Source organism: Jiangella mangrovi (assembly GCF_014204975.1).
Classification (GTDB): Bacteria; Actinomycetota; Actinomycetes; order Jiangellales; family Jiangellaceae; genus Jiangella; species Jiangella mangrovi.
This window is the reverse complement of sequence record NZ_JACHMM010000001.1, coordinates 3141113-3166506: the sequence shown is the minus strand read 5'-3', so window position 1 is coordinate 3166506 and position 25394 is coordinate 3141113. Positions and strand designations below refer to the sequence as shown.

The 25394-nt window shown below is 71.3% G+C and carries 24 protein-coding genes; 9 read left to right on the top strand and 15 right to left on the bottom strand.

Going from position 1 to position 25394, the window contains the following annotated elements; translation table 11 throughout:
• The first annotated feature begins 41 nt into the window (after positions 1-41).
• Positions 42-1322, top strand: coding sequence for an LCP family protein (locus tag HD601_RS14815; protein WP_221440996.1), 1281 nt, complete (start codon positions 42-44; stop codon positions 1320-1322).
• A gap of 356 nt (positions 1323-1678) precedes the next feature.
• Here HD601_RS14815 and HD601_RS14810 read toward each other — a convergent pair whose 3' ends face one another.
• Both HD601_RS14810 and HD601_RS14805 read right to left on the bottom strand, forming a co-directional pair.
• Complete coding sequence (locus HD601_RS14810) at positions 1679-1972, bottom strand: hypothetical protein (protein WP_184823035.1); 294 nt, start codon at positions 1970-1972, stop codon at positions 1679-1681.
• A gap of 21 nt (positions 1973-1993) precedes the next feature.
• Positions 1994-3310, bottom strand: coding sequence for a nucleotide sugar dehydrogenase (locus HD601_RS14805; RefSeq protein WP_184823033.1), 1317 nt, complete (start codon positions 3308-3310; stop codon positions 1994-1996).
• A gap of 112 nt (positions 3311-3422) precedes the next feature.
• Between HD601_RS14805 and HD601_RS14800 the strand changes: the two genes are divergently transcribed.
• Positions 3423-4592 (top strand): acyl-CoA dehydrogenase family protein, encoded by a 1170-nt coding sequence (locus HD601_RS14800; protein WP_184823031.1) that lies wholly within the window; start codon positions 3423-3425, stop codon positions 4590-4592.
• Positions 4593-4682: 90 nt separating this feature from the next.
• Here HD601_RS14800 and mraY read toward each other — a convergent pair whose 3' ends face one another.
• Both mraY and HD601_RS14790 read right to left on the bottom strand, forming a co-directional pair.
• Positions 4683-5744 (bottom strand): phospho-N-acetylmuramoyl-pentapeptide-transferase, encoded by a 1062-nt coding sequence (mraY, locus tag HD601_RS14795; RefSeq protein WP_184823029.1) that lies wholly within the window; start codon positions 5742-5744, stop codon positions 4683-4685.
• A gap of 101 nt (positions 5745-5845) precedes the next feature.
• Positions 5846-7840 (bottom strand): hypothetical protein, encoded by a 1995-nt coding sequence (locus tag HD601_RS14790; protein ID WP_184823027.1) that lies wholly within the window; start codon positions 7838-7840, stop codon positions 5846-5848.
• A 209-nt stretch (positions 7841-8049) separates the two neighbouring features.
• On the opposite strand from HD601_RS14790, the gene HD601_RS14785 reads away from it, so the two are divergent.
• The gene (locus tag HD601_RS14785; RefSeq protein ID WP_184823025.1) at positions 8050-9669 is read left to right on the top strand and encodes a sialidase family protein; all 1620 of its coding nucleotides are present in this window, start codon (positions 8050-8052) and stop codon (positions 9667-9669) included.
• Positions 9670-9684: 15 nt separating this feature from the next.
• Here HD601_RS14785 and HD601_RS14780 read toward each other — a convergent pair whose 3' ends face one another.
• On the bottom strand, positions 9685-10245 hold the full coding sequence (locus HD601_RS14780; protein WP_221440995.1) for a TetR family transcriptional regulator: 561 nt from the start codon (positions 10243-10245) through the stop codon (positions 9685-9687).
• A gap of 81 nt (positions 10246-10326) precedes the next feature.
• Between HD601_RS14780 and HD601_RS33105 the strand changes: the two genes are divergently transcribed.
• Together HD601_RS33105 and HD601_RS14770 are read left to right on the top strand one after the other, a co-directional pair.
• Positions 10327-11097 carry a nuclear transport factor 2 family protein gene (locus tag HD601_RS33105; RefSeq protein WP_221440994.1) on the top strand — a complete coding sequence of 257 codons (771 nt, stop codon included), beginning with the start codon at positions 10327-10329 and terminating at the stop codon, positions 11095-11097.
• 25 nt (positions 11098-11122) lie between these two features.
• Entirely contained in the window at positions 11123-11539 is a 417-nt protein-coding gene (locus tag HD601_RS14770; protein ID WP_184823023.1) for a hypothetical protein, read from the top strand.
• Between the two features lie 30 nt (positions 11540-11569).
• Here the strand turns inward: HD601_RS14770 and HD601_RS14765 are convergent, their stop codons facing one another.
• On the bottom strand, positions 11570-12442 hold the full coding sequence (locus HD601_RS14765; protein ID WP_184823021.1) for a hypothetical protein: 873 nt from the start codon (positions 12440-12442) through the stop codon (positions 11570-11572).
• A gap of 205 nt (positions 12443-12647) precedes the next feature.
• Between HD601_RS14765 and HD601_RS14760 the strand changes: the two genes are divergently transcribed.
• Positions 12648-13064 (top strand): NUDIX hydrolase, encoded by a 417-nt coding sequence (locus HD601_RS14760; RefSeq protein WP_184823019.1) that lies wholly within the window; start codon positions 12648-12650, stop codon positions 13062-13064.
• Here the strand turns inward: HD601_RS14760 and HD601_RS14755 are convergent.
• The 3 genes from HD601_RS14755 to HD601_RS14745 form a co-directional block, all read right to left on the bottom strand.
• A complete protein-coding gene (locus HD601_RS14755) occupies positions 13054-14538 on the bottom strand; it encodes a hypothetical protein (protein WP_184823017.1) in 1485 nt (494 codons plus the stop codon). The genes HD601_RS14760 and HD601_RS14755 overlap by 11 nt on opposite strands.
• 43 nt (positions 14539-14581) lie before the next feature.
• Positions 14582-15577: a discoidin/SUN/FTP domain-containing protein gene (locus tag HD601_RS14750; RefSeq protein ID WP_184823015.1), complete on the bottom strand. Its 996-nt coding sequence runs from the start codon at positions 15575-15577 to the stop codon at positions 14582-14584.
• A 66-nt stretch (positions 15578-15643) separates the two neighbouring features.
• The gene (locus tag HD601_RS14745; protein ID WP_184823013.1) at positions 15644-16720 is read right to left on the bottom strand and encodes an alkene reductase; all 1077 of its coding nucleotides are present in this window, start codon (positions 16718-16720) and stop codon (positions 15644-15646) included.
• A gap of 55 nt (positions 16721-16775) precedes the next feature.
• Here HD601_RS14745 and HD601_RS14740 point away from each other — a divergent pair, with 55 nt between their 5' ends.
• Positions 16776-17135: a MerR family transcriptional regulator gene (locus HD601_RS14740; protein WP_184823011.1), complete on the top strand. Its 360-nt coding sequence runs from the start codon at positions 16776-16778 to the stop codon at positions 17133-17135.
• Between the two features lie 6 nt (positions 17136-17141).
• Here HD601_RS14740 and HD601_RS14735 read toward each other — a convergent pair whose 3' ends face one another.
• Positions 17142-17519, bottom strand: coding sequence for a DUF4234 domain-containing protein (locus tag HD601_RS14735; protein ID WP_184823009.1), 378 nt, complete (start codon positions 17517-17519; stop codon positions 17142-17144).
• 180 nt (positions 17520-17699) lie between these two features.
• On the bottom strand, positions 17700-18125 hold the full coding sequence (locus HD601_RS14730; protein ID WP_184823007.1) for a MarR family transcriptional regulator: 426 nt from the start codon (positions 18123-18125) through the stop codon (positions 17700-17702).
• A gap of 89 nt (positions 18126-18214) precedes the next feature.
• Here HD601_RS14730 and HD601_RS14725 point away from each other — a divergent pair, with 89 nt between their 5' ends.
• Entirely contained in the window at positions 18215-20107 is a 1893-nt protein-coding gene (locus HD601_RS14725; protein WP_184823005.1) for an ABC transporter ATP-binding protein, read from the top strand.
• Between the two features lie 108 nt (positions 20108-20215).
• Positions 20216-20404, top strand: coding sequence for a hypothetical protein (locus tag HD601_RS14720; RefSeq protein WP_184823003.1), 189 nt, complete (start codon positions 20216-20218; stop codon positions 20402-20404).
• Between the two features lie 280 nt (positions 20405-20684).
• Here the strand turns inward: HD601_RS14720 and HD601_RS14715 are convergent, their stop codons facing one another.
• From HD601_RS14715 to HD601_RS14700, 4 genes are all read right to left on the bottom strand, one after another.
• Positions 20685-22328, bottom strand: a complete 1644-nt coding sequence (locus tag HD601_RS14715; RefSeq protein ID WP_184823001.1) for a hypothetical protein — start codon at positions 22326-22328, stop codon at positions 20685-20687.
• A gap of 84 nt (positions 22329-22412) precedes the next feature.
• Positions 22413-23573 carry an enolase C-terminal domain-like protein gene (locus HD601_RS14710; RefSeq protein WP_184822999.1) on the bottom strand — a complete coding sequence of 387 codons (1161 nt, stop codon included), beginning with the start codon at positions 23571-23573 and terminating at the stop codon, positions 22413-22415.
• An 8-nt stretch (positions 23574-23581) separates the two neighbouring features.
• Complete coding sequence (locus HD601_RS14705) at positions 23582-24451, bottom strand: carbohydrate ABC transporter permease (RefSeq protein ID WP_184822997.1); 870 nt, start codon at positions 24449-24451, stop codon at positions 23582-23584.
• The gene (locus HD601_RS14700) at positions 24441-25394 is read right to left on the bottom strand and encodes a carbohydrate ABC transporter permease (protein WP_184822995.1); all 954 of its coding nucleotides are present in this window, start codon (positions 25392-25394) and stop codon (positions 24441-24443) included. The genes HD601_RS14705 and HD601_RS14700 overlap by 11 nt, the downstream gene beginning before the upstream one ends.

Here is a 25394-nt window from a genome sequence, read left to right as displayed (position 1 = left end):
GCAGGTTACAGAGTGGTCTCCCGAAGGTATGGTCGAGCGTGATGCGACCAGACGGCGAAGCAGGCATGGCGGCGCCCGGGGCGGACGGCGGAGCACGCGGGACCGAGATCAAGGTCACCACGTACCAGGCCGGCCACGTCCCCGGCGTCTCCTATCGCGGCGGCATGGCGCACAGCCCCCGCGACGACGAGTCTGCCCAGGCACCGGCCCCCGCGCCCGCCATGGCCGCACCGGCGGGCGGCACCAGCGTCATGCCGTCCGACGCGTACGGCCCGGCCGACACCGACGGCATCGGCGGCCCGCCCGCCACGCCGCCACCCACCCGCCGTCGCCGCGAGGGCGCCGAGCCGCCGGCCCGGCCCAAGAAGCGGCGCTCCGGCGCCGGCCGGTTCTTCCGCTGGCTCCTCATCATCCTGCTGGTCATCGCCGTCGCCCTGGCCGCGCTCGTCTGGTACGTGTGGGGCCGCATCGAGAAGGTCGACGCCATCCCCGAGGACCACGGCTCGGCCGTCTCCGACGGCCGGGTGTTCCTGCTGGTCGGCTCCGACAGCCGCGAGGACCTCTCGCGGGACGAGCAGAGCGAGCTCGGCACCGGCAGCACCGAGGGCCAGCGCACCGACACCATCATGCTGCTGAGCGTCCCAGGCGGCGGCGCCCGCAACGCGCTCATCAGCATCCCGCGCGACTCCGTCGTCGACATCCCCGGCCACGGCGAGAACCGCATCAACGCCGCCTTCGCGTTCGGCGGCGCGCCGCTGCTGGTCGAGACCATCGAGGCGGCCACCGGCGTCGCCATCGACGACTACGTCCAGATCGGCTTCGGCGGCTTCGCCGGCATCGTCGACGCCCTCGGCGGCGTCGAGATGTGCCTCGACGAGGCGGTGCAGGACGAGCAGGCGCACATCGACCTCCCGGCCGGCTGCCAGGTGCTCAACGGCCCCGACGCGCTCGGCTACGCCCGCGCCCGGCACTTCGACCCGACGTCCGACATCGGCCGGGTGCAGCGCCAGCGCGAGCTGATCTCCGCCATCGCCGACAAGGCCCTGTCGCCCGGCACCCTGGTCAACCCCATCGAGCTGACCCGCACGGCGCTGGCCGGCGGCGACGCGCTGGTGCTCGACGAGGACACCGGCCCCATGGACATGTTCGCCTTCGCCCGGGGCATCGGCTCGGTGTCCAGCGGGTCCGGCGACACCATCACCGTCCCGCTCGGCGAGATCGGCAACACCGTCACCTGGGACTCCGAGCTCGCGCCGGAGTTGTGGGCGGCGCTGCAGCAGGGCGACGAGATCCCGCCCGCGGTCCTCGAGGCCCAGCCCTAGAGCCGGCGGGTCTCGGGAGGCGGGCGGTTCTCCATTGTCCGCGAAGCCCTCGAGCGCGCGTCACACCCAGGACGCGCGCCAGACCCGGGAAGGTGTGGCGCGCTGGCTGCGGTGGGCCGACGTCACTACGCCGGCCGACTTCACTGGCGAAAGTCGTCTTCTGTGTGGCCCGGCAGGCACAGAACACGGTTGTGGCCGGTGACGTCGGTTCTGCGTAGTGAAGTGGTGGCGCGAGCGTCGTGGTCTCGCGTCACGTCGTGGTCTGGTGTCACGCGAAACGGCCGGAATCGGCACAACCGCGTGACGAGGGACCAGGACGTGACGGGAGACCAGGACCCGCATGACGGCGGGTGCCGTCAGTCGCCCGCCAGCCGGAGGTAGCCGCGGTTCCTGATGATGCGCTGGATCATCGCACTGATCACTGCAACGTCCGCGGCGAGCTCCGGCCAGGACTCCGCGAGTGCCGTGAGCTCGGCATCCAGTCGATAGAGCTGCGGGATGTTGAACATCGTGTCGCCGACCCGGCCGACGTCCGCCAGCAGTCCGTTCTCCGCAGCCTTGTCCAGCAGCCGTTCCAGCTGTTCGCTGGATTCCCCGCCCACGTAGACCCGGTCGTGGATCTGGTTCTCGGTGTAGACGCTGATGCCCATCGAGCGGGTCCGTCGTGACCGTCAGGGGCGGCCGAGGCCGCGGTAGGTCCAGCCCGCCGCCCGCCACGCCTCGGCGTCGAGGCAGTTGCGCCCGTCGATGACCACCGGGGTCTCGACGATGCCGGCCAGCTCGGCGGGGTCGAGGTCGCGGAACTCCTGCCACTCCGTCAGGTGCAGGACGACGTGCGCGCCGCGGCAGGCGTCGAGCGCGGTCTCGGCGTACGGCAGGGTCGGGAAGATCTTGCGCGCGTTCTCGGTGGCCTTGGGGTCGTACACCGACACGCGCGCGCCCTGCAGGTGCAGCTGGCCGGCGATGTTCAGTGCGGGCGAGTCGCGGACGTCGTCGGAGTGCGGCTTGAAGGCCGCGCCCAGGACGGCGACCCGACGGTTGGCGACGCTGCCGCCGGCCAGCTCGCGGACGAGGTCGACGACCCGCTGACGGCGCCGCAGGTTGATCGCGTCGATCTCGGCCAGGAAGGCCAGCGAGTGCGAGGCACCCAGCTCGCCGGCGCGGGCCATGAACGCGCGGATGTCCTTGGGGAGGCAGCCGCCGCCGAAGCCGATGCCGGCGTTGAGGAACTTGCGGCCGATGCGGGCGTCGTGCCCGATGGCGTCGGCGAGCTTGGTGACGTCGGCGCCGGCGACCTCGCTGATCTCGGCCATGGCGTTGATGAAGGAGATCTTCGTGGCGAGGAAGGCGTTGGCGGAGACCTTGACCAGCTCCGCGGTCGGCAGGTCGGTGACGATGACCGGCGTGCCATCGGCGATGGTCTGCGCGTAGACCTCACGCAGGCGCCGTTCGGCCTCGTCGGACGTGACGCCGAAGACGAGGCGGTCGGGGTGCAGGGTGTCCTCGACGGCGAACCCCTCGCGCAGGAACTCCGGGTTCCAGGCCAGCTCGGCGCCGGCGCCCACCGGGGCGGACTTCGCGAGACGGTCGGCGAGCGCTGCCGCCGTCCCCACCGGCACCGTCGACTTGCCGACGACGAGGCACTCGGTGGTCAGGTACGGGGCCAGCGAGTCGACGGCCCCTTCGACGTAGCGCATGTCGGCGGCCAGGCTGTCGCGGCGCTGCGGGGTGCCGACGCAGATGAAGTGCACGTCGGCGTCGGCGGCCGCGGCGAAGTCGGTGGTGAAGCTGAGCCGTCCGGTGCCGGAGTGCTTGGCCAGCAGCTCGTCGAGCCCGGGCTCGTAGAACGGGGCCTCGCCCCGGGCGAGCGCGGCCACCTTGTCCGCGTCGACGTCGATGCCGACGACGGTGTAGCCGAGCTCGGCCATGCCGACGGCGTGCACCGCGCCCAGGTAGCCGGTGCCGATGACGGAGATGCGCAAGCTCACGATCAGATCCCACCCGTTGTGGCCGGTTCGACGGGTCGAGGCTACAAGTCGGGTGGGACGCCCGCCACGGCGCACTTGCCATGGCCAGGCTACCGACGAGTAGCATCGGGGAATGGATGCCGACTTCGACCTGTACCGGCTCAGCGACGAGCACGAGGCGATCCGCTCCGCGGTGCGCGAGCTCTGCACCGACAAGGTGGCGCCGCACGCGGCCGAGGCCGACGAGACCGGCACGTTCCCGCAGGCTTCCTACGACGCCCTGCGCTCGGCCGACTTCCACGCGCCGCACATCCCCGAGGAGTACGGCGGCGCCGGCGCCGACGCCCTGGCCACCTGCATCGTCATCGAAGAGATCGCCCGCGCCTGCGCCTCGTCGTCGCTCATCCCGGCCGTCAACAAGCTGGGCACCATGCCGCTGCTGCTGGCCGCGTCGCCGTCGGTGCTGCAGAAGTACCTGCCGCCGGTGGCGGCCGGGCAGGCGATGTTCTCCTACGGCCTGTCCGAGCGCGAGGCCGGCTCCGACACCGCATCCATGACCACCCGCGCCGTCCGCGACGGCGACGGCTGGGTGCTGTCGGGCCAGAAGTCCTGGATCACCAACGCCGGGGTCTCGCAGTACTACACCGTCATGGCGGTCACCGACCCCTCCGCGGGATCACGCGGCATCACCGCCTTCGTCGTCGAGTCGACGGACGAGGGATTCTCGTTCGGCGCGCCCGAGCGCAAGCTCGGCATCAAGGGCTCCCCCACGCGCGAGCTGCTGTTCGATCGCTGCTGGATCCCTTCCGACCGCGTGGTGGGCGACCTCGGGCAGGGCCTGAAGATCGCGCTGCGCACCCTCGACCACACCCGCGTCACCATCGGCGCCCAGGCCGTCGGCATCGCCGCCGGCGCGGTCGCGGCCGCTACGGCCTACGTCCAGGAGCGCCAGCAGTTCGGCCGCCCCATCGCCGACTTCCAGGGCGTCCAGTTCATGCTCGCCGACATGGCCATGAAGACCGAGGCGGCGCGTCAGATGGTCTACCGCGCCGCGGCGGCCTCGGAACGTGACGAGTCTTCGCTCGGGTTCCTGGGCGCGGCGGCAAAATGCTTCGCCTCCGACGTCGCCATGCAGGTGACGACGGACGCGGTGCAGCTCTTCGGCGGCTACGGCTACACCCGCGACTACCCCGTCGAGCGCATGATGCGCGACGCGAAGATCACCCAGATCTACGAGGGCACCAACCAGATCCAGCGCATGGTCATGGCAAGACAGCTGCTCAAGGGCACCGTCAGCTTCTAGTGGGTGAAATCGGCCGTTGGTGGCGTCGGGTGGGACTTTTCCTCGCTATAGCGGGGAGAACTCCCTCCTGACACGCGCCCGGCCGACCGATCAGCCCGAGGCGACCCACTGGGCGTAGAAGATGCTGAGCCCGACGGCGACGCAACCGCCGGCGATGATCCAGAAGCGGATCACGATGGTGACCTCGCTCCAGCCCAGGAGCTCGAAGTGGTGGTGGAGCGGCGTCATGCGGAACAGGCGCCGGCCGCCGGTCAGCTTGAAGTAGCCGACCTGCAGTACCACGGACACGGTGATGATGGCGAACAGTCCGCCGAGGACGACGAGGAGGAGCTCGGTGCGGGTGGTGATGGCCAGGCCGGCCATCGCTCCGCCGAGCGCGAGCGCTCCGGTGTCGCCCATGATGATCCTGGCGGGATGCGCGTTCCACCACAGGAACCCGATGCACGCGCCGGCCAGGGCGGCCGCCACCACTGCGAGATCCAGCGGGTCGCGCACGTCGTAGCAGGCCGGTCCCGGAGCGGTGCGGCAGTTCTGGTTGAACTGCCAGATCCCGATCAGCGTGTAGGCGCCGAACACCATGACCGACGCGCCGGTGGCGAGGCCGTCCAGACCGTCGGTCAGGTTCACCGCGTTCGACGTCCCCGAGATGATCAGCAGCGCCCACACCACGAACAGCGCGGCCGGCAGGACGACCGGGGTGTCGCGCAGGAACGACACGGCCTGTGAGGCCGGGGTCAAGCCCCCGTCGTCCTCGAACCGGATGGCGAGGAGCGCGAACGCGAGCGCCACGACCACCTGCCCGGCCATCTTCGCCCGGCTGCGCAGCCCCAGGCTCCGCTGCTTGAAGATCTTGATGTAGTCGTCGAGGAAGCCGACCAGACCGAGCCCGGCCGTCAGGCCGAGAACGAGCATCGCCGAGGCGGTCGGCTCGGTACCGCGGACCAGGTGGGCCATCGCGTAGCCGGCCAGCGCGGCCACGATGATCACCGCCCCGCCCATGGTGGGCGTGCCCCGCTTCACCTGATGGCTCGTCGACAGCTCGTCGCGGATCGGCTGGCCGAACCCGCGCCGGACGAGGCCCCAGATGGCCGCTCGAGTTCCGAAGATCGAGACCAGCAGACCCACGACGCCCGCCGTCAGTACCGCCGTCACCCGCACCTCGTGAACACATCGAAATCGTCGCGATGGAAGCCCCCGACGATAGCGGGCCTCGGACCACTCAGACGTCAGCGACACCCGCCATGGGCGCTGCCTCAGTCGTGGAAGCGGTACGAGTACAGGTCCCCGTCGTCGAGGTGGAAGCGCAGCCGGATGGGTGTCCCGGCCAGGGCGCTGAGGTCGTGGGCGCCGGCCCAGCGGATCCGGTGGTCGGTGCGGTCGCCCATGACCTTGCGGCTCTCCGCCAGGGTGAAGCCGGGGATCGGCTCGCCGTCGGCGTCGAGGATCTCGACCTGCAGGGTGCCGCCGGGTGCCAGGTCGGCGTTCACGCTCAGCTCGCGCCCGTCGAACACCAGCGGCCGGGTGGTGACGACACCGGGGAGGTCGCCGCCGTTGGCGAGTGAGGCGAAGCCGTCGACCCGCCAGGTGGCGAGGCCGATGGAGGCGCCCCGTCCGGGCGAGCCGTCGTGGAACCCGTCCCAGCCGGAGTAGTAGAGCCGTAGCTCCCGCCCGGCACGCACGACCGAGCTGGCGGTGTAGATCATGCCGGCGTCCCACGAGCCGGGGACGCCGCGCGGGATCACGGTGCGGCGGTCGTCGCGGTTCCAGGTGCGCAGATCGTCGCTGAACGCCAGTTGCACGTCGACGGGGCCGGAGCCGGCCATGCCGGGGGTGCCGCCGCCTGGCTGGTAGATCCACGGGAACCCGACCCAGCCGCCCTCGTACGGCACCACCGGGAAGCCGTAGATCTGCGCGTTGGTGTGCCCGCCCGCCGTCGCGGCGGCGTTGTCGCGCTCGTCCGCCGCGAGCACCAGCTCCGGCGCGCTCCACGTCTCGAAGTCGTCGCTGGTGGACAGGAAGGCGTAGCGGATGCCCGGGACCGGCCGCAGGTCCGGCTGCTTCCACGTGACGACGAACTGCCCGGTCTCGGGGTTCTGGGTGACGTTGGCGACGTCGGCACCGGTGCTGACGGGGTTGCAGCCGCAGGCGGTCCAGTGGATGCCGTCGGGGGAGAAATAAACCACGTAGCCCTGGTCGTAGTCCATCGCCATCATCTTGTAGCGGCGGGCCGGGTCGTCCTCGAACGGGTCCTTCAGCGCCGTCGGGCTGTGGATGCCGTCGCCGAGGACGATGTTGTTCGCCGTCGAGCCGTCGAACTCGAAGACGCCGAGCTCGGGCTTGTCCCAGGTGCGCCCGTCGCGGGACGTGGCGTACATGTTCAGGTACTCGCCCAGGTCCCAGTTGTACGAGTGGTACCACATCTTGTAGAGCTGCTCGTCCTCGTCGAAGAGCACGCTGCCGTAGAGGTAGACGTTGTTGGCCTCCCACGGCCGGTCCGGGCGGAGGATCGGCTCGTCGCTGGTCGCGGCCTCATGGACGACGCGGCCGACCTGCGTCATGGTGTCGACCCGGTCCAGGTCGTGGAAGAGCTGCGTCCGCTGGCCGATCTCGGGGTCGTACGGCGGCTCGGGATTCAGCAGCCGCAGCCCCACATCGTCGACGTAGGTCGTGCCGGCCGTGCTGGTGGAGCCGTAGACGAGCAGTTTGATCGACGTCGCGGCCGGAGGCGCGGTGCCCGCGATGGTGACCTGCTGCCACGTCGCCGACGCCGCGGGCGCCACGTGCGTCTCGCTGACCCGGCGGCCGTTCGCGTCGTAGAACTCCAGGTAGAGCCAGGCCGAGACACCCGCCGTCGTCCGCATCCAGGCCGTCGCCTCGTACTCGCCGCCCCGGACGGACTCGACCGGGCTGGACCAGATCGCGATGCCGCCTCCCGTGGGGTCGACCACCTCGAGGCTGCGCTCTCCGCCGTGGGCATCACCATCGACGACGGCGGCCGTCTGGGCCCGCGCGGGGTCCAGTAGCCACCCGACCGCCCAGCCGTCGCCGTCGACCTCCTCGAAGCCGGCGTTCGGAATGGCGACGTCGACCGGCTCGGCAGAGGCGGCAGCCGTTGCCTCACCGAAGGGCGGAGGCGGATCGGCGGTCACCGACCCGGCGGGCTCGAGGGTGAGGGTGAGCGCGGCCCCGACGACGGCAGAGGCGACTGCCAGTGCGGCGGGGGCGGAAAGTCGTCGAGACAGCCTCATCTGATCACTCCACGGGGATCGGACCGACGTCGCGTAGCTGAGAAGGAAGCGCAGAATGACGTTCCATGTCAACGCCGCCGCCCGCTTGGCGAGACGGTGCCCGACGTGCTGTTGACATGGAATCTCATGCCAGGTTGAGTTCTGCCATTGCGTCGGAACAGCTCTCTCGAACGGTCGCCCCGCCCGGCCAGCATCGATAAGGAGCAGTCATGACCAGACGTCCCCGGAACCCCCGCAGGGCCTTGTTCGCCGCCCTGATCGCCGGTTCGGCTCTCGTCCTCAGCGGACTCGCCGGCGCGCCGGCCAGTGCCGGGCCGGACACCCCGACACAGCCCGACGTGCTCATCGCGACGCCCGAGGGCGACCAGAAGCCGTTCTTCCCCGAGATCGCCCCTCTCGACGACGGCCGCCTGGTGACCGTCTTCTACTGGAACAACGAGCACTCCGCCGGCATCCCCGGAGGCGACCACGACGGCGAGGTCCGGTGGACGGAGAGCACGAACGGCGGGTCGACCTGGTCGCAGCCGCGGACCGTGATCGACACGGCGTACGACGACCGCGACGCGCAGATCACGCAGCTGCGCGACGGGACCATCGTGATCACCTGGTTCCAGACCGACTGGACCGGCTATCCCGACCAGGCCGCGATCCTGCGGGGCACCTACGTGGTGCGCTCCGAGGACGGCGGGCAGACGTGGTCCGAGCCGGCCCTGGTGGGGTCGTCGATGAGCTGTGGGTGCGGCCCGCGCAGCGGCGCGTACAACCTGGGCTGGGCCGGCGAGTCCGGCGAGGTCGTCGAACTGGACGACGGCGACCTGCTGATCCCCCTCTACGGGACGCGCCCCGACTCCACACTCGGCCGCGCCAGCGTCGTGCGCAGCACCGACGGCGGACGGACCTGGCCGCTGGAGAACGAGGTGATGCTCCCCGCGGAGCCCGGCGTCGCCCTCTCCGAGACCGAGCTGGCCGTCCTTCCCGGCGGGCACGTGACCGCGGTGATCCGCCCCGGGTTCGTCAGCGACTCCTACGACGGCGGCCGGACGTGGACCACCGCGAGCAAGGTCCCGTGGAGCATGCAGGCGCCGGACCTGATGACGCTGCCGGGCGGCAGGGCACTGCTCACCTACGGCGGGCGGGACTACGGCTCGAACGAGCCGGTCATCGGCCGGCTCAAGCGCCGCGACCAGGCCTGGACCGACACCAGCCCCGTTCTGCTGTACATGTCGCAGCAGAACGTGGACCAGGGCGACCCGAGCACCGCGGTCGTGCGGGGCGGCCGGTTCCTCACCGTCAGCTACGACACGAACCTGCACGCCGTCGTCGGCACCTTCAGCTCCCTCGGCGACTATGTCGGCATCCAGCCGCCGGAGGCCGAGGCGCCCGCGGCGGACGCCGTCCTGGACCTTCCCGCCCTGGTCGCCGCCGGCGAGGCCACCTACCAGACCGACCTGACCAGCAGGCATCAGAACCACCCCACCGCCCAGCCGGGCGGAGCGGTCGACGGCGTGGCGGAGTACTGGTACTCCTCGCTCGGCCCCGTCGCCACACCGGCGGCGCCGCGACAGTTCACCCTCAGCTTCGCCGAGCCGCAGCGGATCTCGTGGATCGGGCTGAACCTCAAGCCCGGCTACGCCGAGACCGCCTCGGTCTACCTCTCGGCCGACGGCGTGAGCTGGGGTGACGCCGTCGACGTGCGCACCGGCCACGTCGCCGTCGCCGGCGAGATCGCGTGGGCCGAGATCGATCGCACGACCGCGCAGCACGTCAAGGTCGTCATCACCCAGTCCGACGGAGCCTCGATGCTGGCCGAGCTGAGCCTCGCCCGCTGAGCCTCGCCCGCCGGGTCAGCTCCAGATCGGCTCGGCCAGCCGGCGGGCCGCCGCGGCAGGATGGGTCTCGGGCCGGGTGGCACCGACCGCCAGGACGCCGTCGATCAGCAGCAGGAGCTGGTCGGCGGCGTCCGCGGGCTGCGGATGGTCGAGGTCGCGCAACTCCCGCTCGAGGAGTTCGTGCAGGCCCTCGCGGTACCGGCGGGCGACGGCGTGCGCCGGGTGGTCCGGGTCGGCCAGCGCGAGGTCGGCGCCGAGGTAGCGGCAGCCACGGAAGTCCGGCGCGTCGATGACCTCGCCGAGCCAGTCGAAGATCGCCGGCAGGCGGCGGCGCGGGTCGTCTCCGGCCGCCTCCATGACCCGCCGGTACGCGGCGACGTCCTCGTCGGCGGTCAGCCGCAGGACCTCAGCGATCAGGCCGTCCTTGCCACCGAAGTGCTCGTAGAGCGAGCGCCGGGCGACGTTCGCGGCCTTCAGCAGCGCGTCGACGCCGACCCCCACGCCCTGCGAGTAGGTCAAGTCCTTGGCCGCCGCGAGCAGGCGGTCCCGCGGTCCCGGCATGGCACGTGTGGTCACGGCACCGAGTGTACTTGACGAGTAGATCGACCGGTCTATATGGTGAGTAGACCGAATGGTCTATCTACGAAGGAGCCCGCCATGACCACGCGAACGACTGCCGAGACGATCGAGCTCTTCAACCGCGTCTTCATCGACCACGACCCGGCGCCGCTCCCCGAGCTGATCGGGGCCGACTGCGTCATGGAGGCCATCCAGCCGGCCCCCGACGGCACCCGCGTCGAGGGCTACGACGCCTGCCTGGCGTTCTGGCAGGCGCTCGCGGAGGACCGCACCAGCCAGTTCGAGCCCGGGGAGGTCATCGTCGACGGCGAGCGGGCGACCATCCACTGGCGGCTCCGCTTCGGCGACGGCATGACCGAATCGCTGCGCGGGGTCTCGCTCGTGCGGCTGCGCGACGGCCGCATCGTCGAGCTCCTCGGCTACAGCAAGACCGGCGGCGTCCCCCTGGCGGCCGAGACCGACGAGGCCGACGGCGCCGCAGCGGACGCCGTCGCCGCCGGGAGGTCGACCCGAGAGGTCCTGGACCAGTACAACGAGGCCTTCCGCCTGCACGATCCCAGCCTGCTGACCGACCTGATCGCCGACGACTGCGTCATCGACGACTCGGGCCCGGCGCCGGACGGGGTGCTCCGCGTCGGCCGCGAGGCGAGCCTCGCCCGCTGGTCCGAGCTCGCGGCGAACCATGATCTGACCTTCACGCCGGAGCTTGCCGAGATCCACGGCGACCTCGCCGTCCAGCCGTGGCACCTGCAGTGGGGCGAGGGCGAGCAGGACCGCGTCCGCGGCGTGAACCTCATCCGGATCCGCGACGGCCGGATCGTCGAAGCGCGTGGCTATGTGAAGGCGTGACGAGGGCCCCTCTAGCCTTGGCCCCGTGGACTGGGAGATCTTCGGACAGATCGTCGTCGCCCTGCTCGCCATCGGGGCGGCACTGCTCCAGTACCAACGCAACCGCGGCGGGCCACGTGACGAGATCCGGCAGGACGCGGAGCTGCTGAAGGTCCTCCCCGAGGGTGAGGCCAGGGCGCGGCTGCTCGCCCACGTCGAGGCGTCGGTGGAGAAGTTGATCACTCGCGAGAGCGAGCTGCGCCGCGATCCGCCCGGCATCGTGCTGGGGGTCTTCTCCCTCTCGGTGGCGATCGTGATCGGCTACTTCGCCGCCACGGGCAGCCTCCCCTGGACCGTCCTCCTCTGGCCGGCAGCGGCGGGCGTCGGGCTCTTCGGCGCCATCGGGTTCGTCGACGCCCTGCAGCGGAGCAAGCGGAACGCGCAGGGCCGGCCCGTCGCCTGAGCCGGCGTGTCGCCTGAGCCGGGGCGTCCCTCAGCCGCAGTGGGCGGCGAAGGTGAAGTCGTTGGTGACGACGCGCTGGCCGCGGTCCTTCAGCGCGTGGTCGGCGTCGATCTCGAAGACGTCGAGCAGCGGGTTGGTGTTGAGGTCGAACTGGAGCCGCTCGATGTCCGTCGTCCAGGAGAAGTCGCCGTACCGGCCGTCGCTCACCTCGACCAGGCGGACGTCGTCGAGGTACTCGCGGCCGGTCGGGGACGCCATGGTGAACGTGCGGCTGACGCGGGTGCCGTCGGCCAGCGTCAGGTCGACCGTCGTGCCCCGGTCCTTGGACGGCAGGACGTAGTGCAGGCCACTCGTGTGGGCGCGCAGCTGCCCGTCCTCGACGGTGAACACCGCGTCCATGAACAGCGGCTCGTCGCCGGCTCCCGGCTCGACCAGGTCGTAGGCGCCGCCGACCATCCGCACGCGCACCTCGTCGCCGTCCATCGCCACCGTGACGTTCTCGATGACGTGCGTCTCGGGCTCGAGGATCGGGTAGAGCAGCGGCGTCGTCGAGCCCCAGAACTGGCCCTCCATGGGGCCGCACCCGGTGTCGGGCGCGATCCCGGCGGCGTGCCGGTCATCGCTCGGGTCGTCGTAGTCGATCGCGAGGGTGATCCCGCTCGGGACGTGGGTCGCGAGGATCGCGTTCCCGGCCCGGTCGAACTCCGTCAGCTGCCACTCCGACCGGGCCTGCCGCGAGTACGTCAGCTGCGCGGGCGCCGCATCGACGACGATCGGGCGAGGCGCCACCGCGGTGGGCGAGATGCGACGGTCCAGCGGACCGGCCTCCGCGGGGACGGTGACCGCCGTGGCCGCCACGACGCCCAGGGCACAGAGGGTGATCAGCGTCACGCGAGGCTTCATGAGCGTCACGCTAGGACGGCCCGGCAAACGCCGGGCGGACGCCGGGACAACGTCGCGGATCGCCCGGGCGGATCCTTCCCGGGTGCCGGCGACGGCGACACGAGCCCGCCTCAACCCGGCCACAACCCGCCCGCGGCACGCCGAACGGGTGGCATCCCGGCGATTCGCCCGCATCACGCCAGCTCATGCGTCACACTTGTCCGCCATGACCGACCCGACCAGCGAGGCGCTCGAGACGAGCCCCTTCGTCGCCACCATCGTGGTGACCAGCCGCGGGCCGAAGGGGCAGCACGTGCTGCTCCTGCACCCGGCGGACATCGAGACCCTCGAGGGCGAGTGGGCCTGGGTGCCACCCGGCGGGGTCCGGCAGCCGGGCGAGAAGATCGCCGACTGCGCGGCCCGTGAGCTGCGGGAAGAGACCGGGATCGTCGCCACGCCGGAGCCCGTCCGCGTCGACGAGTCCGAGGAGGTCGGCGTCTACCGGCTCGAAGTCCCGTGGGGGACGGCCGTGACGCTCAGCGCCGAGCACACCGCGTCCGAGTGGATCCCCGTCGAGCAGGTGGCCGGCCGCTGCCAGCCGGCCGACCTGCTCGACACCGTGCGGATCGGCCTCAGCGGCTGACCCCGTAGCCGCCCGGGAACGGCAGGCCCGGCACCGGCCAGCCCGGCGTCCATCTCACCGGGCGCCGGCTCGGCTCGGTCAGGCAGGGGTCGTAGCGCACGACCGGGGCGAGCTGCCCGTTCACGGCGCCGCTCTGCTCGGTCGCCGTCACGAACTCGCGCTGCACCGCTTCCTCGTCGGTGTCCCAGGTCCAGTAGAACCAGCCGCCGAAGCCGGCCCTGCAGGTCGCCACCTGCAGGTCGCGCATCGCGACGGCGGCCGCGCGCACGTCACCGCCGTGGTAGCTGCGCCGGGTGCCGTACTCGCCGACGACGACCGGGCCGGTCACCGAGGGCCACTCGACGGAGGCGAGGTTCTGGTCCAGGGTCTTGCCGGGCTCCGGGTAGAGGTGCAGTTCGAGGAACGAGAGGTCCGACCGGGCCGAGAGCGCGGCCGGACGCGGCGGGTACCAGTAGTGCCAGGCGTCCTTGCAGGAGTTCCCCGCGACGGTGCGGTCGCAGCGCACCCCGAACCCGTCGATCGTCTTGTTCACGGCGAGGTAGGTGAACATCCCGGTGGTGACCATCAGGTCCGGGTCGACCTCGTGGACGGCGGCGACCAGCGAGTTCGCGTACTCGACCATGCCGTTGTCGCCCAGTGCCTGGCGCTCCGCGGGGACGGCGAGGTCGTAGGTGCGCCCGTCCGGGCCGGTCACCCGGCCCGTCGTCAGCGAGAACGGCTTCTGGTCGGCCTCGAAGATCGCCTCGTTGTCGGTCTCGAGCGCCAGCAGCGTCGTCATCAGCGGCGCGCCGACCCGCTCGCGCAGCTCGAGCACGACGTTCTGCAGGTAGGCCGCCTTGGCGTTGATGCGGGAGCGCTGCAGGTAGAACGCGTTCCAGCCGGCGAGGTTCGGCTGCTGCGGCGCACTGGTCGCGGCGATGTCCGCGTAGTACGCGTTGAACGGGTAGTAGTCCATGGCCGGCAGGACGTAGATGCCGCGCGCGGCCGCCCGCACCAGGAAGTCGGCGAGGTTGTCGAGGTACGCCGCGTTGCCGACCGTGTGGTCGTCGTTCCCGTGGCCGAGCCCGTGCGGCTGCCCGTCCACGTTGTGCTGCGGATGCCCGGGGTCGAGGAAGATCCGCACGACGTTGTAGCCGCTGTTGCCCATGTAGGTCAGCGCGGCCTCGACGCGGGCCGGGTCGTACTCACCCGGCTCGAACGTCGCGTGGTGGTGCCAGTCGGCGACCTGTGCGAGCCGGACGTAATTGTTGCCGCGCGGGATGAACCGCGCCCCCGTCTCGGAGTCGACGAGGTGCCGGCTCGCGGGATCGTCGGAGACGGTGATGCGCGGCAGTGGGTCGACGGCGGCGGCTGCGGTCCCGCTCGCGGCGACCGCTGGGGTGACGGCGTCAGCTGTGGCCGCGCCGCCGGTCAGGGCGGCCGCGGCGAACGCCAGGACGCCGAGGACTCCCGTGAGTGGGTTCGATCGTTTCACGCCACGCATCCTCGAGCGACGTGCTTCAGATCGGCTTCATCGCTCAGGAGCCGTAGAGCTCGACCTCGTTGAGGAAGGCCTCCAGGGTGTTGGTGATGGGGTTGGGGTCGCTGATCCGCACGTACTGCGCCGTCACCGGACTCGCGAACGGACGGAGGTAGCCGTCGCGTGCCGCCCTCGCCGGGGTGCTGAAGTCGACCCCGTTCGTCGACACCTGGATGCGGGCGTCGTCATCGCCCTGCAGGTTCATGTGCAGGCCGACGCCGGTGAGCTGGTACGCCCGCGGCAGCCGCAGCGTCACGGAGCGGTTCGGGGTGACCAGGCTGGTGTCGGAGCGGATGTCGCCGTCGAACGCGAACGCCGCGTACGACTGCCGGCAGCCGGCGATGCCCTCGGGGCACAGCCCGTACCGGCTGAAGGACGTCTCCACCACGGTCAGCTGGTCGTTCCGGAACATCGCGGGCAGGTCGAGCCGGCCGGCGCGACCGTTGTTCACGGTGACGGTGGTCTTCCACAACCCGTGAGTGGTGCCGCGGGCGTAGCCGCCGGCGCGTTGCGGGCACATCCACCCGGCGCCCCACGGGCAGGGGCACCCCCAGCCGGACCCGCAGTTGTCGCCGATGACGAAGGCCTGGGTGCCGGAGATCGCCTCGACCCCCATCGTGCCGCTGGAGCCGAGGTGGCGCATCGGCCGGTAGAGGCAGCAGCCGGACGAGTCCGGGTCGTAGCGATACCAGCCGGCGAACTCACCGGAGGTCTCGCCGCCGGTCGTCGGGTAGTTGGTCCACGGCCGGAACGGCCCGTCCCAGGTCGTGCCACGGCCGTCGTAGGAGAACCGGAGCTGGTTGTCGGTGCGCCCCGACGCCAGTACCAGCGAGCCGTTGCCCAGCAGTTCCACGGACGGCGAGTTGCCGCCGTCGGCGGAGATCCGGACCGGCTCTCCCCAGTTCTCGCCCCAGGTCTCGTCCGTCTGCGGCGCCGAGAGCACGGTGTAGAGGGCGATGTTCGACGGGATGGCGCGGCTCTTGAAGTTCTTCATGTCAACGCGGCCGGCGCGGCCGGTGCAACGGCGGCCGCGCTCCGTGCATCGAGGCCTGCCTGACGGTCAGGAGGCCACCGGGTAGTCGGTGTAGCCGACCGGGCCGGGCGTGTAGAGGTGCGCCTCGTCCAGAGGGTTCCACGTGAGGTCATGGCGCAGCCGGTGCGGCAGGTCGGGGTTGACCAGGAAGCCGCGGCCGAACGAGACCGCGTCGGCCAGCCCGGCCTCCAGCGCGCGCACCGCAGCGCACGCCGTCGTCGGCTCCCGGTTCTCGCCGACGTTCGCGATCAGCGTCCCGGACCAGCGCGGCCGCAGGTCGGCGAGCGCCGGGTACGCGTCGTCGTCGGTGAGGTGCAGGTACGCCAGGCCCAGCCGGTCCAGCTCGGCGAGCAGGGCGCGGTACACGGGCGCGGGGTCGCGCTCGACCATCTCGAACTGCGGGTTGCCCGGCGAGAGCCGGATCGCGGTCCGATCGGCGCCGACGGTGTCCGCGACGGCCCGGGCGACGCGCAGCGGGAACCGGATCCGCCCGGCGACGTCGCCGCCGTAGTCGTCGGTGCGCAGGTTGGTGTTGTCGGCGAGGAACTGGTGCGGCAGGTAGCTGTTCGCGGCGTGGATCTCGACGCCGTCGAACCCAGCGGCCAGCGCGTTCGCCGCCGCGTTCTCGTACGAGCCGACGACGCGGTCGATGTCGGCGACGGTCATGGCCCGCGGCGCGGGCGGCGCGGCCTTGGACCCGTCGGGCAGGTGCACCGGCTCGGTCTTCGCGACGGCTGACGGCCCAGCCGGCACCGTCCCGTCGTAGCGCGCCCCGGGATGACCGTTGCGCCCGCCGTGCATGAGCTGCGCGACGACGGTGCCGCCCGCAGCATGGATCGCGGCGGTGACACGGCGCCAGCCGTCGACGTGCCGGCCGTCGGACAGGCCCGGGACCCGCCACTCGCTCTGCCCGGCGGGCTCGGGCCAGATGCCCTCGGTGACGATGAGCCCGGCGCTCGCGCGCTGGGCGTAGTAGACGGCCATCTCCGCCGTCGGGGTGCCGTCGTCGGTGGCGCGCAGCCGCGTCATGGGCGCCATCACGATCCGGTTCGGCAACTGGAGCCGGCCGGCCCGCACCGGCCTGAACAGGGCGTTGGTCGTCATGACGCTACCGTAGAATCTGACATTGATGTCAGATTCAACCCTTCGGAGGCCGGCGATGCGGATCGGTGAGCTCGCGCGACTGACCGCCGTCAGCGAGCGGTCACTGCGCTACTACGAACAGCAGGACCTGCTGGTGTCCACCCGCACGCCGGGCGGGCACCGCGAGTACGCCCCCGCCTGCGTCGACCGCGTCATCCGCATCCAGGAGCTGTACGCCGCCGGCCTCAACTCCGCCGTCATCGCCGAGCTCCTCCCCTGCATGCGCGACGTCGACGGCGGCCCGGGCGACAACGCGACGCCCTGGCTCGAGCAGGAGCTGGTCGCCCAGCGTGACAAGCTCGATCGCGCCATCGGCGACCTCGAGCGCTCCCGCCAGGTCCTCGACGAGGTCATCAAGGCCGCCACCGGCCGGTGAACCGCGTCAGGCAGCGGCCGGCTCTGCCGCCTCGTCGGCGACGGTGTTCAGTTTGAGCTGGTAGTAGGCGACGTGCAGGCCGAGCACGAACATGAGCAGGAGCCCCACCCATGGCCGGCAGCTCGGCTCCACGCCGGCGGCACGCTGGGCGATCCGGATGCGGCGGCCGGTGTTGTAGGTGCTGACGAACGGCGGGACGACGATCAACCCGCCGATGGTCACCGCCGCCACCGCGCCGAGTGGGTTCACCTCGACGTCCGGGAAGTCGTCGGACATCTCGCGGTTGACGAGGTAGTACCAGAACAGGAAATAGATGCCGAGCGTGATGATCGACAGCGCCCAGGCGATGCCGGGATCCCTGCGCTTGACGGCTCGATCATCCATGGCGCCCCCTCGACGCGTTGACCGGCGGCACCGTACCCACAGGGCCGGACACTTCACCTCCGCGACCGAAGTTGATCATGGAGAAGAGGGGGTTCCGAGGCGACCGGAAGCCGCTCTTCTCCATGATCAACTTCGGTCGCGGAGGCGAGAGGCGGCACCGCAGCGCGGCGCGGGACGAGATCAGTCGTCGGCGGTGAGGATGGTGAGCAGGCGGATCAGCTCGGCCTGCTCGTCGGCCGTCAGCCGGTCGAGCAGCTCGGCGAGTCCGGCGGCCCGGCGGTCGCGCAAGGCACGCAGGACCTCTCCGCCCGACGGCGTCAGGGCGACCAGGGTGGCGCGCCGGTCGTCGGGGTCGGGGCGGCGCTCGACGAGGCCCCGCGACTCGAGCAGGTCGACCACTGACGTCGCCGAGCGCGGGATGACGTCGAGGCGGCGGGCCAGCTCGCTCACACGCAGCGGCGACCCCACACCGGCCAGCACCCGCAACACGCGCAGCTGCGACGGCGTCACCCCGGTCGCGTCGAGCGAGGGGCCGGACGCACGCCGCAGCCGGCGGTTCGTCCTGGTCAGCAGGTCGGCGATGCGCGCCGCGGACTCCGTCTCCACAGCGCCACGCTACCACAAATTTGCGCTGCAGCCTCTTAAAGAGGTAACCTCTGTATCGACACGGAGAGCAAGACTCAGGAGGGTCACACATGGATGACTCCACTCGCGGGCGAGGCGCCCGCTCCTTCACCAAGGACCGTTCGGTCACCGCCCACAAGCTCGCGCCCGGCACGTTCCGGCGCATCGCCGGCTTCGCTCGCCCCTACAAGAAGCAGCTCGCCGTCTTCCTCAGCCTGATCCTGGTCGACGCGCTGCTCGGGGCCGCGCAGCCCATGCTGTTCAAGCTGATCATCGACGAGGGCGTCCTCAAGGGCGACCGCGGCCTGGTCATCGGACTGGCCATGGCGGTCGCCGGTCTCGCCGTCGTCACGTCGGCCATCGGGCTCACGCAGCGCTACGTCTCGGCCAAGATCGGCCAGGGGCTGGTGCACGACCTGCGCAGCCAGGTCTTCGCGCACGTCCAGCGCATGCCCATCGCGTTCTTCAGCCGCACCCAGACCGGCGCGCTCGTCAGCCGGCTCAACGGCGACGTGCAGGGCGCCCAGCAGGCGTTCACGTCCACGCTGTCGACGGTGGTCGGCAACGTCGCGACGACGGCGGCCGTGCTCGGCGCCATGCTGGCGCTGTCGTGGCAGATCACGCTCGCCGCGCTGGTACTGATCCCGCTGTTCGTCCTGCCGGCCAAGCTGGTCGGCCGCAAGCTCGCCGACATCACCCGCGAGCGTTACGAGCTCACCGCCGACATGGGCCAGACCATGACCGAGCGGTTCAACGTCGCCGGCGCGCTGCTGGTCAAGGTCTTCGGCCGCCCCGACGCCGAGGCCGCCGAGTTCGACCAGCGGGCCGCCCGGGTCCGCGACATCGGCGTGAAGTCCGCCGTCTACTCCCGCGTCCTCATGACCTCGCTCGGTCTGCTCGCGGCATTGGCGACGGCGTTCGTCTACGGCCTCGGCGGGGTGCTGGCCATCGCCGGCTCGCTCGGGGTCGGCACCGTCGTCGCGCTGACGGCGTACCTCGGCCGCCTCTACGGCCCCATCACGTCGCTGTCGAACCTGCAGGTCGACATCATGACCACGCTGGTCAGCTTCGAGCGGGTGCTCGAGGTGCTCGACCTCGAGCCCATGGTCGCCGACGCACCCGGCGCGCGCACCCTGCCCGCCGACGCCGCCTCCGTCGAGTTCGACCACGTCGACTTCGGCTACCCGGCCGCGACGGACGTGTCGCTCGCCTCGCTCGAGTCGGTCGCCGGCCTGTCCGCCGCGCCCGGCGACCAGGTGCTGCACGACATCAGCTTCACCGCCCGCCCGGGCGAGATGATCGCACTGGTCGGCCCCTCGGGCGCCGGCAAGTCGACGGTGACGAGCCTGGTCACGCGCCTCTACGACGTCACCGGCGGCGCCGTCCGCGTCGGCGGCCACGACGTCCGCGACGTCAGCCAGCAGTCCCTGCGCGACGCGATCGGCGTCGTCACCCAGGACGCGCACCTGTTCCACACGACGCTGCGGGCCAACCTGCTCTACGCCCGCCCCGACGCCTCCGAGGCGGAGATCTGGGCGGCCCTCGGCGCGGCGCAGATCGCCCCACTGGTCCAGTCGCTCCCCGACGGTCTCGACACCGTCGTCGGCGAGCGCGGCTACCGGCTCTCCGGCGGCGAGAAGCAGCGGCTGGCCATCGCCCGCCTGCTGCTGAAGGCGCCGCGCGTCGTCGTCCTGGACGAGGCCACCGCCCACCTCGACTCCGAGTCCGAGGCCGCCGTCCAGCGGGCCCTCGAGACCGCACTGGCCGGGCGCACCTCGCTGGTCATCGCGCACCGGCTGTCCACCGTCCGCGACGCCGACCAGATCCTCGTGGTCGACGCCGGCCGCATCGTCGAGCGCGGCACCCACGACGAGCTGCTCGCCGCGGGTGGCGCCTACGCCGACCTCTACCGCACCCAGTTCCGCTCGCAGGAGACGACAGCGCTCGCTCCGGCCGCCGCCTGAACTGCGGAAACATCGAGTTGTCCACAGGTACGGATTCGACCCAGGACAACCGGTCGAGGACGTGACAGACTGAAGCGACCGGCCGCCCGACGATGAAGGAGATGCACTGTGACCGCCACCAGCAGCGACCACCCGGCATACTCCGCGGGGCCGGCCGCGAGCGTTGCCGAGCTGTTCCGCGATGTGCCCGTCGTGACCTCCGCGGACGACCTCGCTCAAGACGGCGTCTTCGACGACGGCGAGGTCGAACTGTTCCTCGCCCATCTCGCGACGATGCGGCGCGCCGGCTTCGCGTGAGCCCGAGCCGCACGACCATCCTGGATACCGACGTCGCCTCCCTGAACATCAAGAACGCCTTGCCACCCGCGCTGCTGCGAGAGCTGATCGGTGCCCAGGCCGGCATCACCTTCGTGACCCTCGGCGAGTTGCACTGCTGGGCGGCGATTCGCGGCTGGGGGGCGGGCAAGCGATCGGGACTCAGCGACCCTCAACGTCAAGGACTTCGCCGATTTCGCCCGCTACGAGGGACTGCGGATCCTGAGCGCCTGACGGAACCGCCTGACGGCGGCCCGCCGGCCTACGGTCCGAGGACGATGTCCTGCTTGGTGACGACGTCGAACAGCCGGCCGTCGCGGTAGCGGCGGAAGACCGCGTCGAACGGCTCGCCGAGCGGGAGGTCGCGGGTCGGCACCAGCCGCCACTGCCACGAACCGCCGTCGGCCCGGCCGACCTGCTCGCCGCCGACCGTCAGCGTGACGACGTCGTCGCCCTGGTAGCCGCGGAACTCCGGTCGTGCCTTGACCCGTTCCGCCGCGGTCAGCGGGAACACGACCAGGGCGGGCACCCGGACCTGGTTGACCCCGCACGGGTTGGGCCGGATGCGCGGTGAGAGCGCGCTGCCGATGACGCCGCCCGCCTCGGCGCCGGTGAAGAACAACCGCTGCGTCGGGTCCTCGTCGGTGTCCCAGGTCCAGTACAGCCAGCCGCTGATGCCGTAGGAGCAGGTCGCCACCTGGTGCTCGACCAGCGCCTGGCGGCCGCGCTGGATGTCGTTGCCGAACCACTTGCGCTCGGTGCCGAACTCGCCGTTGATCACCGGGCCGACGACCCGCGACCACTCCATCGAGTCCAGCTGCGCCTTCAGGGTGCGCCCGGTCATCAGGTACAGGTGGATGTCGAAGAAGTCGAGGCCGGACTCGCGGGTGAGCACCGACGCCCGCACCGGGTACCGCACGTCGCCGCAGCGCACGCCGCCGCACAGTCCGGACAGCCCGTCGAACGCCTTGCCGACGGCCAGGTTGGTGAACGCGCCCATGGTGACCATGAGCTCGGGGTCGACGGCCTTCACGGCGGCCACGCCGCGGTCGGCGTAGGCGACGAAGCCGTCGTCGGCGGCGGCCTGGCGCTCGGCCGCAACGGCCATCGAGTAGGTCCGCCCGGCCACGGTCACCGTCCCGCTGAACTGGTGGAACGGCGCCTGGGTGTGGTCGAGGTAGGCCTCGTTGTCCAGCTGCAGCGCCAGGAACGTGCTCATGAGATCGCCCAGCCGTGCCTGCATCTCGCTGGTGAAGACCCGCAGGTACTCCTCCTTCGCCCGGATGTACCCCTCGTAGAGGAAGGACCGGTTGCGCCCCTCGATGTTCACCGGCTGCGGGCTGTTCACGATGATGTCGCGGTAGTAGCCGTTCTGCGGGAACGCGTCCAGCGACGGCAGCACGTACAGGCCGTACGACGCGGCCCGGCGGACGAAGTCGGCCAGGTTGTCGAGGTACGCCGCGTTCGCCGGGCTCCGGTCCGCGTCGCCGTGCCCGAGCCCGTGCGGCCGCCCGACGAGGTTGTCCTGCCCGTTCCCGGGGTCGACGAACACGCGGACGGTGTCGTACCCCTTCACGGTGAGGTCGGCGAGCATCTGGTCGGCGCGCGCGGCGTCGTACGTCCCCGGCTCGAACGTCGAGTGGTACGGGTTGGCCGGGGCGGACGGCATCGGCGTCAGCCGCACGTAGTTGAAGCCGCGCGGCCGGAACTGCTCGCCGGTCTCGGTGTTCACCAGGGTCCGGCCGGGTCCGGCGGCGATCCGCGGCAACGGTGCGACCGGATCGACGACGGCGTCAGCCTGCGATTCCGCGCGGGTACCGGCCGAGGCGGCCGGAGCGGCCAGCGACACGGAAGCGACGGCGACGACGACGGCGAGCGCGGCGGCCAGCCGGGTGGTGCGTTTCACGGACGGGCTCCCCTGGTTCGGACGGTCAGCGGAATCGAGTGCCCGTCCGATGCCGCTCTGCGAGGGGAAACCCTACAGCCGCCGTCAGGTGAAGACGGCGCGATCGGTGAGGTGCGCCTCGATGTAGTCCCAGTCGTAGCTCACGCCGAGCCCGGGCCCGGCCGGCACGCCGACGCAGCCGTCCGGGCCGAGCGCCGTCACGTCCTCGGCGTAGTCGTCGGTGTAGACCGGCGGGTGCAGCGGGTTGCCGGTCTCGGGGTCGAGCAGGCCGAGCTCGTAGTAGTTGGTGTTGCGGATCGCCGCCATGCAGTGCCGTTGCGCCGGCCCGGAGGCGTGCACCTCGAGGTCGATGCCCAGCGCCTCCGCGGCGTGCGCCGTCTTCATGACGCCGGTGATGCCCATATCGAGTTCAGGGTCCGAGCGCAGGAAGTCGGTGCCGCCCTCCAGCGCGACGGCGACCCGCTGCTCCAGGCCGCGGACGAACTCGGTCATGAGCAGCGGCGTGCGCACCCGCTGGCGCAGGATCCGGTGGCCGAACGCGGCATCGTCGCGCATGGGGTCCTCCCACCAGTACGCGCCGACGTCGTCGCAGGCCCGGCCCAGCGACAGGGCGTCGGCGAGCGTGCGCAGCGACTTGCCCGGGTCGGTCATGACGTCCATCCGCCCGGCCGCGCCCTCGGCGCTCGCCTCGAGGGCCGCGATCTCGGCGCGCACCCCCGTCCCGGGCCCGTGGATCTTGTAGGCGAGGAATCCGTCCTTCACGCACTGCTCCGCGTACGCGCGATAGCTGTCCGCCGACGCCAGCGCGCCCAGTCCGTGCCCGCCGCCGACGGTGCTGCAGTACGCCGGCAGCCGGTCGCGGTAGCGGCCCAGCAGGTCGGCGATCGGTACCCCGGCCGCCCGCCCCGCCGCGTCCCACAGCGCGATGTCGATCGCGCCGACGCCGATCCGGTCGGTCTTCCCGAGCATCCGGTTGGCGCGGTCCCAGATCAGCTCCCGCTGGGCGACGTCCATGCCGACCAGCGAGCCGGCCAGTGCGGTGACCTGCCGGACGGCGTACGGCGGCGCGCTCCACAGCACGACGTAGGCGCCCTCGACGCCGTCGGAGCACCGCAGCCGGACGGCGAACCGCTGGGTCGTCCGCGTCGGCACCACGTCGTCACGCAGGCGGACGCCGTCGCCGTCGTACCGGAACGACACGGTGTGCTCGTACTCCAGGACCTCGACCTGCTCGATGGTCGGCATGGGTCTCCTCACTTGAGTCCGGTCGTGGCGATGCCGCGGGTCAGGGCCTTCTGCGCGATGAGGAAGACGGCGAACACCGGGAGCAGCGTCACCACCGACATGGCGAACAGCGCGCCGTAGTTCGTCAGGCCCGTGGCGTCCTGGAACGTGCTCAGCCCGATGACGGCCGTGTACTTGTCCGGCGAGGTCAGGTACAGCAGCGGCGTGAAGAAGTCGTTCCAGGTCCAGATGAACGTGAACACCGCGGTGACCGCGATGGCGGGCAGGCACAGCGGCAGGATCACGCTCCAGAACGTGCGCAGCTGACCGGCCCCGTCCAGCGCCGCGGCGTCGTCGAGCGTGCGCGGCAGCCCGCGGATGAACTGCACCATGAGGAAGACGAAGAACGACTCGACGGCCAGGAACTTCGGCAGGATCAGCGGCACGTAGGTGTCGATCAGCCCGAGCTGGTGGAACACGATGTACTGCGGCACGACGGTCACATGGAACGGCAGCATGATCGTCGCCAGCATGAGCGCGAACATCGGGCCGCGGAACCGGAACTCCAGCCGGGCGAACGCGTACGCCGCCAGCGTGCACGACACCAGGTTGCCGACGATGCTCAGCGCGGCCACGAGGAACGAGTTCGCCATGAACCGCCCGAACGAGATGCCCAGCGCCGACCACCCGTCCAGGTAGTTGTCCAGCGTGAACCCGCCCTCGCCGGCCCGGCCCATGACGGCGTCGTTGGGCGTGAACGACTGGGTGAACATCCACACCAGCGGGTAGAGCATGACGAACCCGAACGCGATGAGCAGCAGGTGCTTCCAGCCCTGGCCGGTGAGCCAGGCGACGGCGCGCCGAGGCGCCGGCCTGCGGAGCGCGGTTCTAGTCGCCATAGTGCACCCAGTACCGGGACGCGGCGAAGTTCAGTGCGGTGAAGGCGCCGATGACGACGAACAGCCCCCACGCCATCGCGCTCGCGTAGCCCATGTCGAAGGCCTGGAAGCCGGACTGGAACAGGTACAGCGTGTAGAACAGCGTCGAGTCGGCCGGGCCGCCGGTGCCGGCGCTGACGATGTACGCCGGCGTGAACGCCTGGAACGCGCCGATCATCTGCAGGATGAGGTTGAAGAACACCACCGGCGTGAGCAGCGGGAACACCACCCGGAAGAACCGCTGCACCGCGCCGGCGCCGTCGACCTTCGCGGCCTCGACCAGCTCGTCCGGGATCTGCCGCAGCCCGGCCAGGAAGATCACCATCGGCGACCCGAACGTCCACACGTTCAGCACCAGCAGGGTGTCCAGCGCCCGCTCCGGGTCGGAGATCCAGCCGCCGCTCATCTGGATGCCGACCCAGCCGGCGACGTCGACCACCAGCCCGTCGCTGGAGAACAGCCGCCGCCACAGCACCGCGACCGCCACGCTCGATCCCAGCAGCGACGGCAGGTAGTACACCGACCGGTAGATCGCCAGCCCGCGCACGCCGCGGTCGAGGAACACCGCGATGGCCAGGGCGAACGCCAGCTGCAGCGGCACCGACAGCAGCACGTACTTCGCCGTCACCCAGACCGACGACCAGTACCGCGGGTCGTCGGTGAACATCCGCTGGTAGTTCGCCAGCCCGACCCACGACGGCGCGCCGCTGAGCCGGTAGTCGGTGAACGACAGGTACAGCGACGCCAGCATCGGGCCGAGTGTGAGCCCGAGGACGCCGAGGATCCACGGCGCCAGGAACAGGTACGCCACCCGGCTGCGGCGCCGGCCGCGGGCGGCGGCCAGGTCGCGCGCCGCGGCCCCGGTCGGCCCGGCGGCGCCGGCGGCTCCGGTCACGACGGCCAT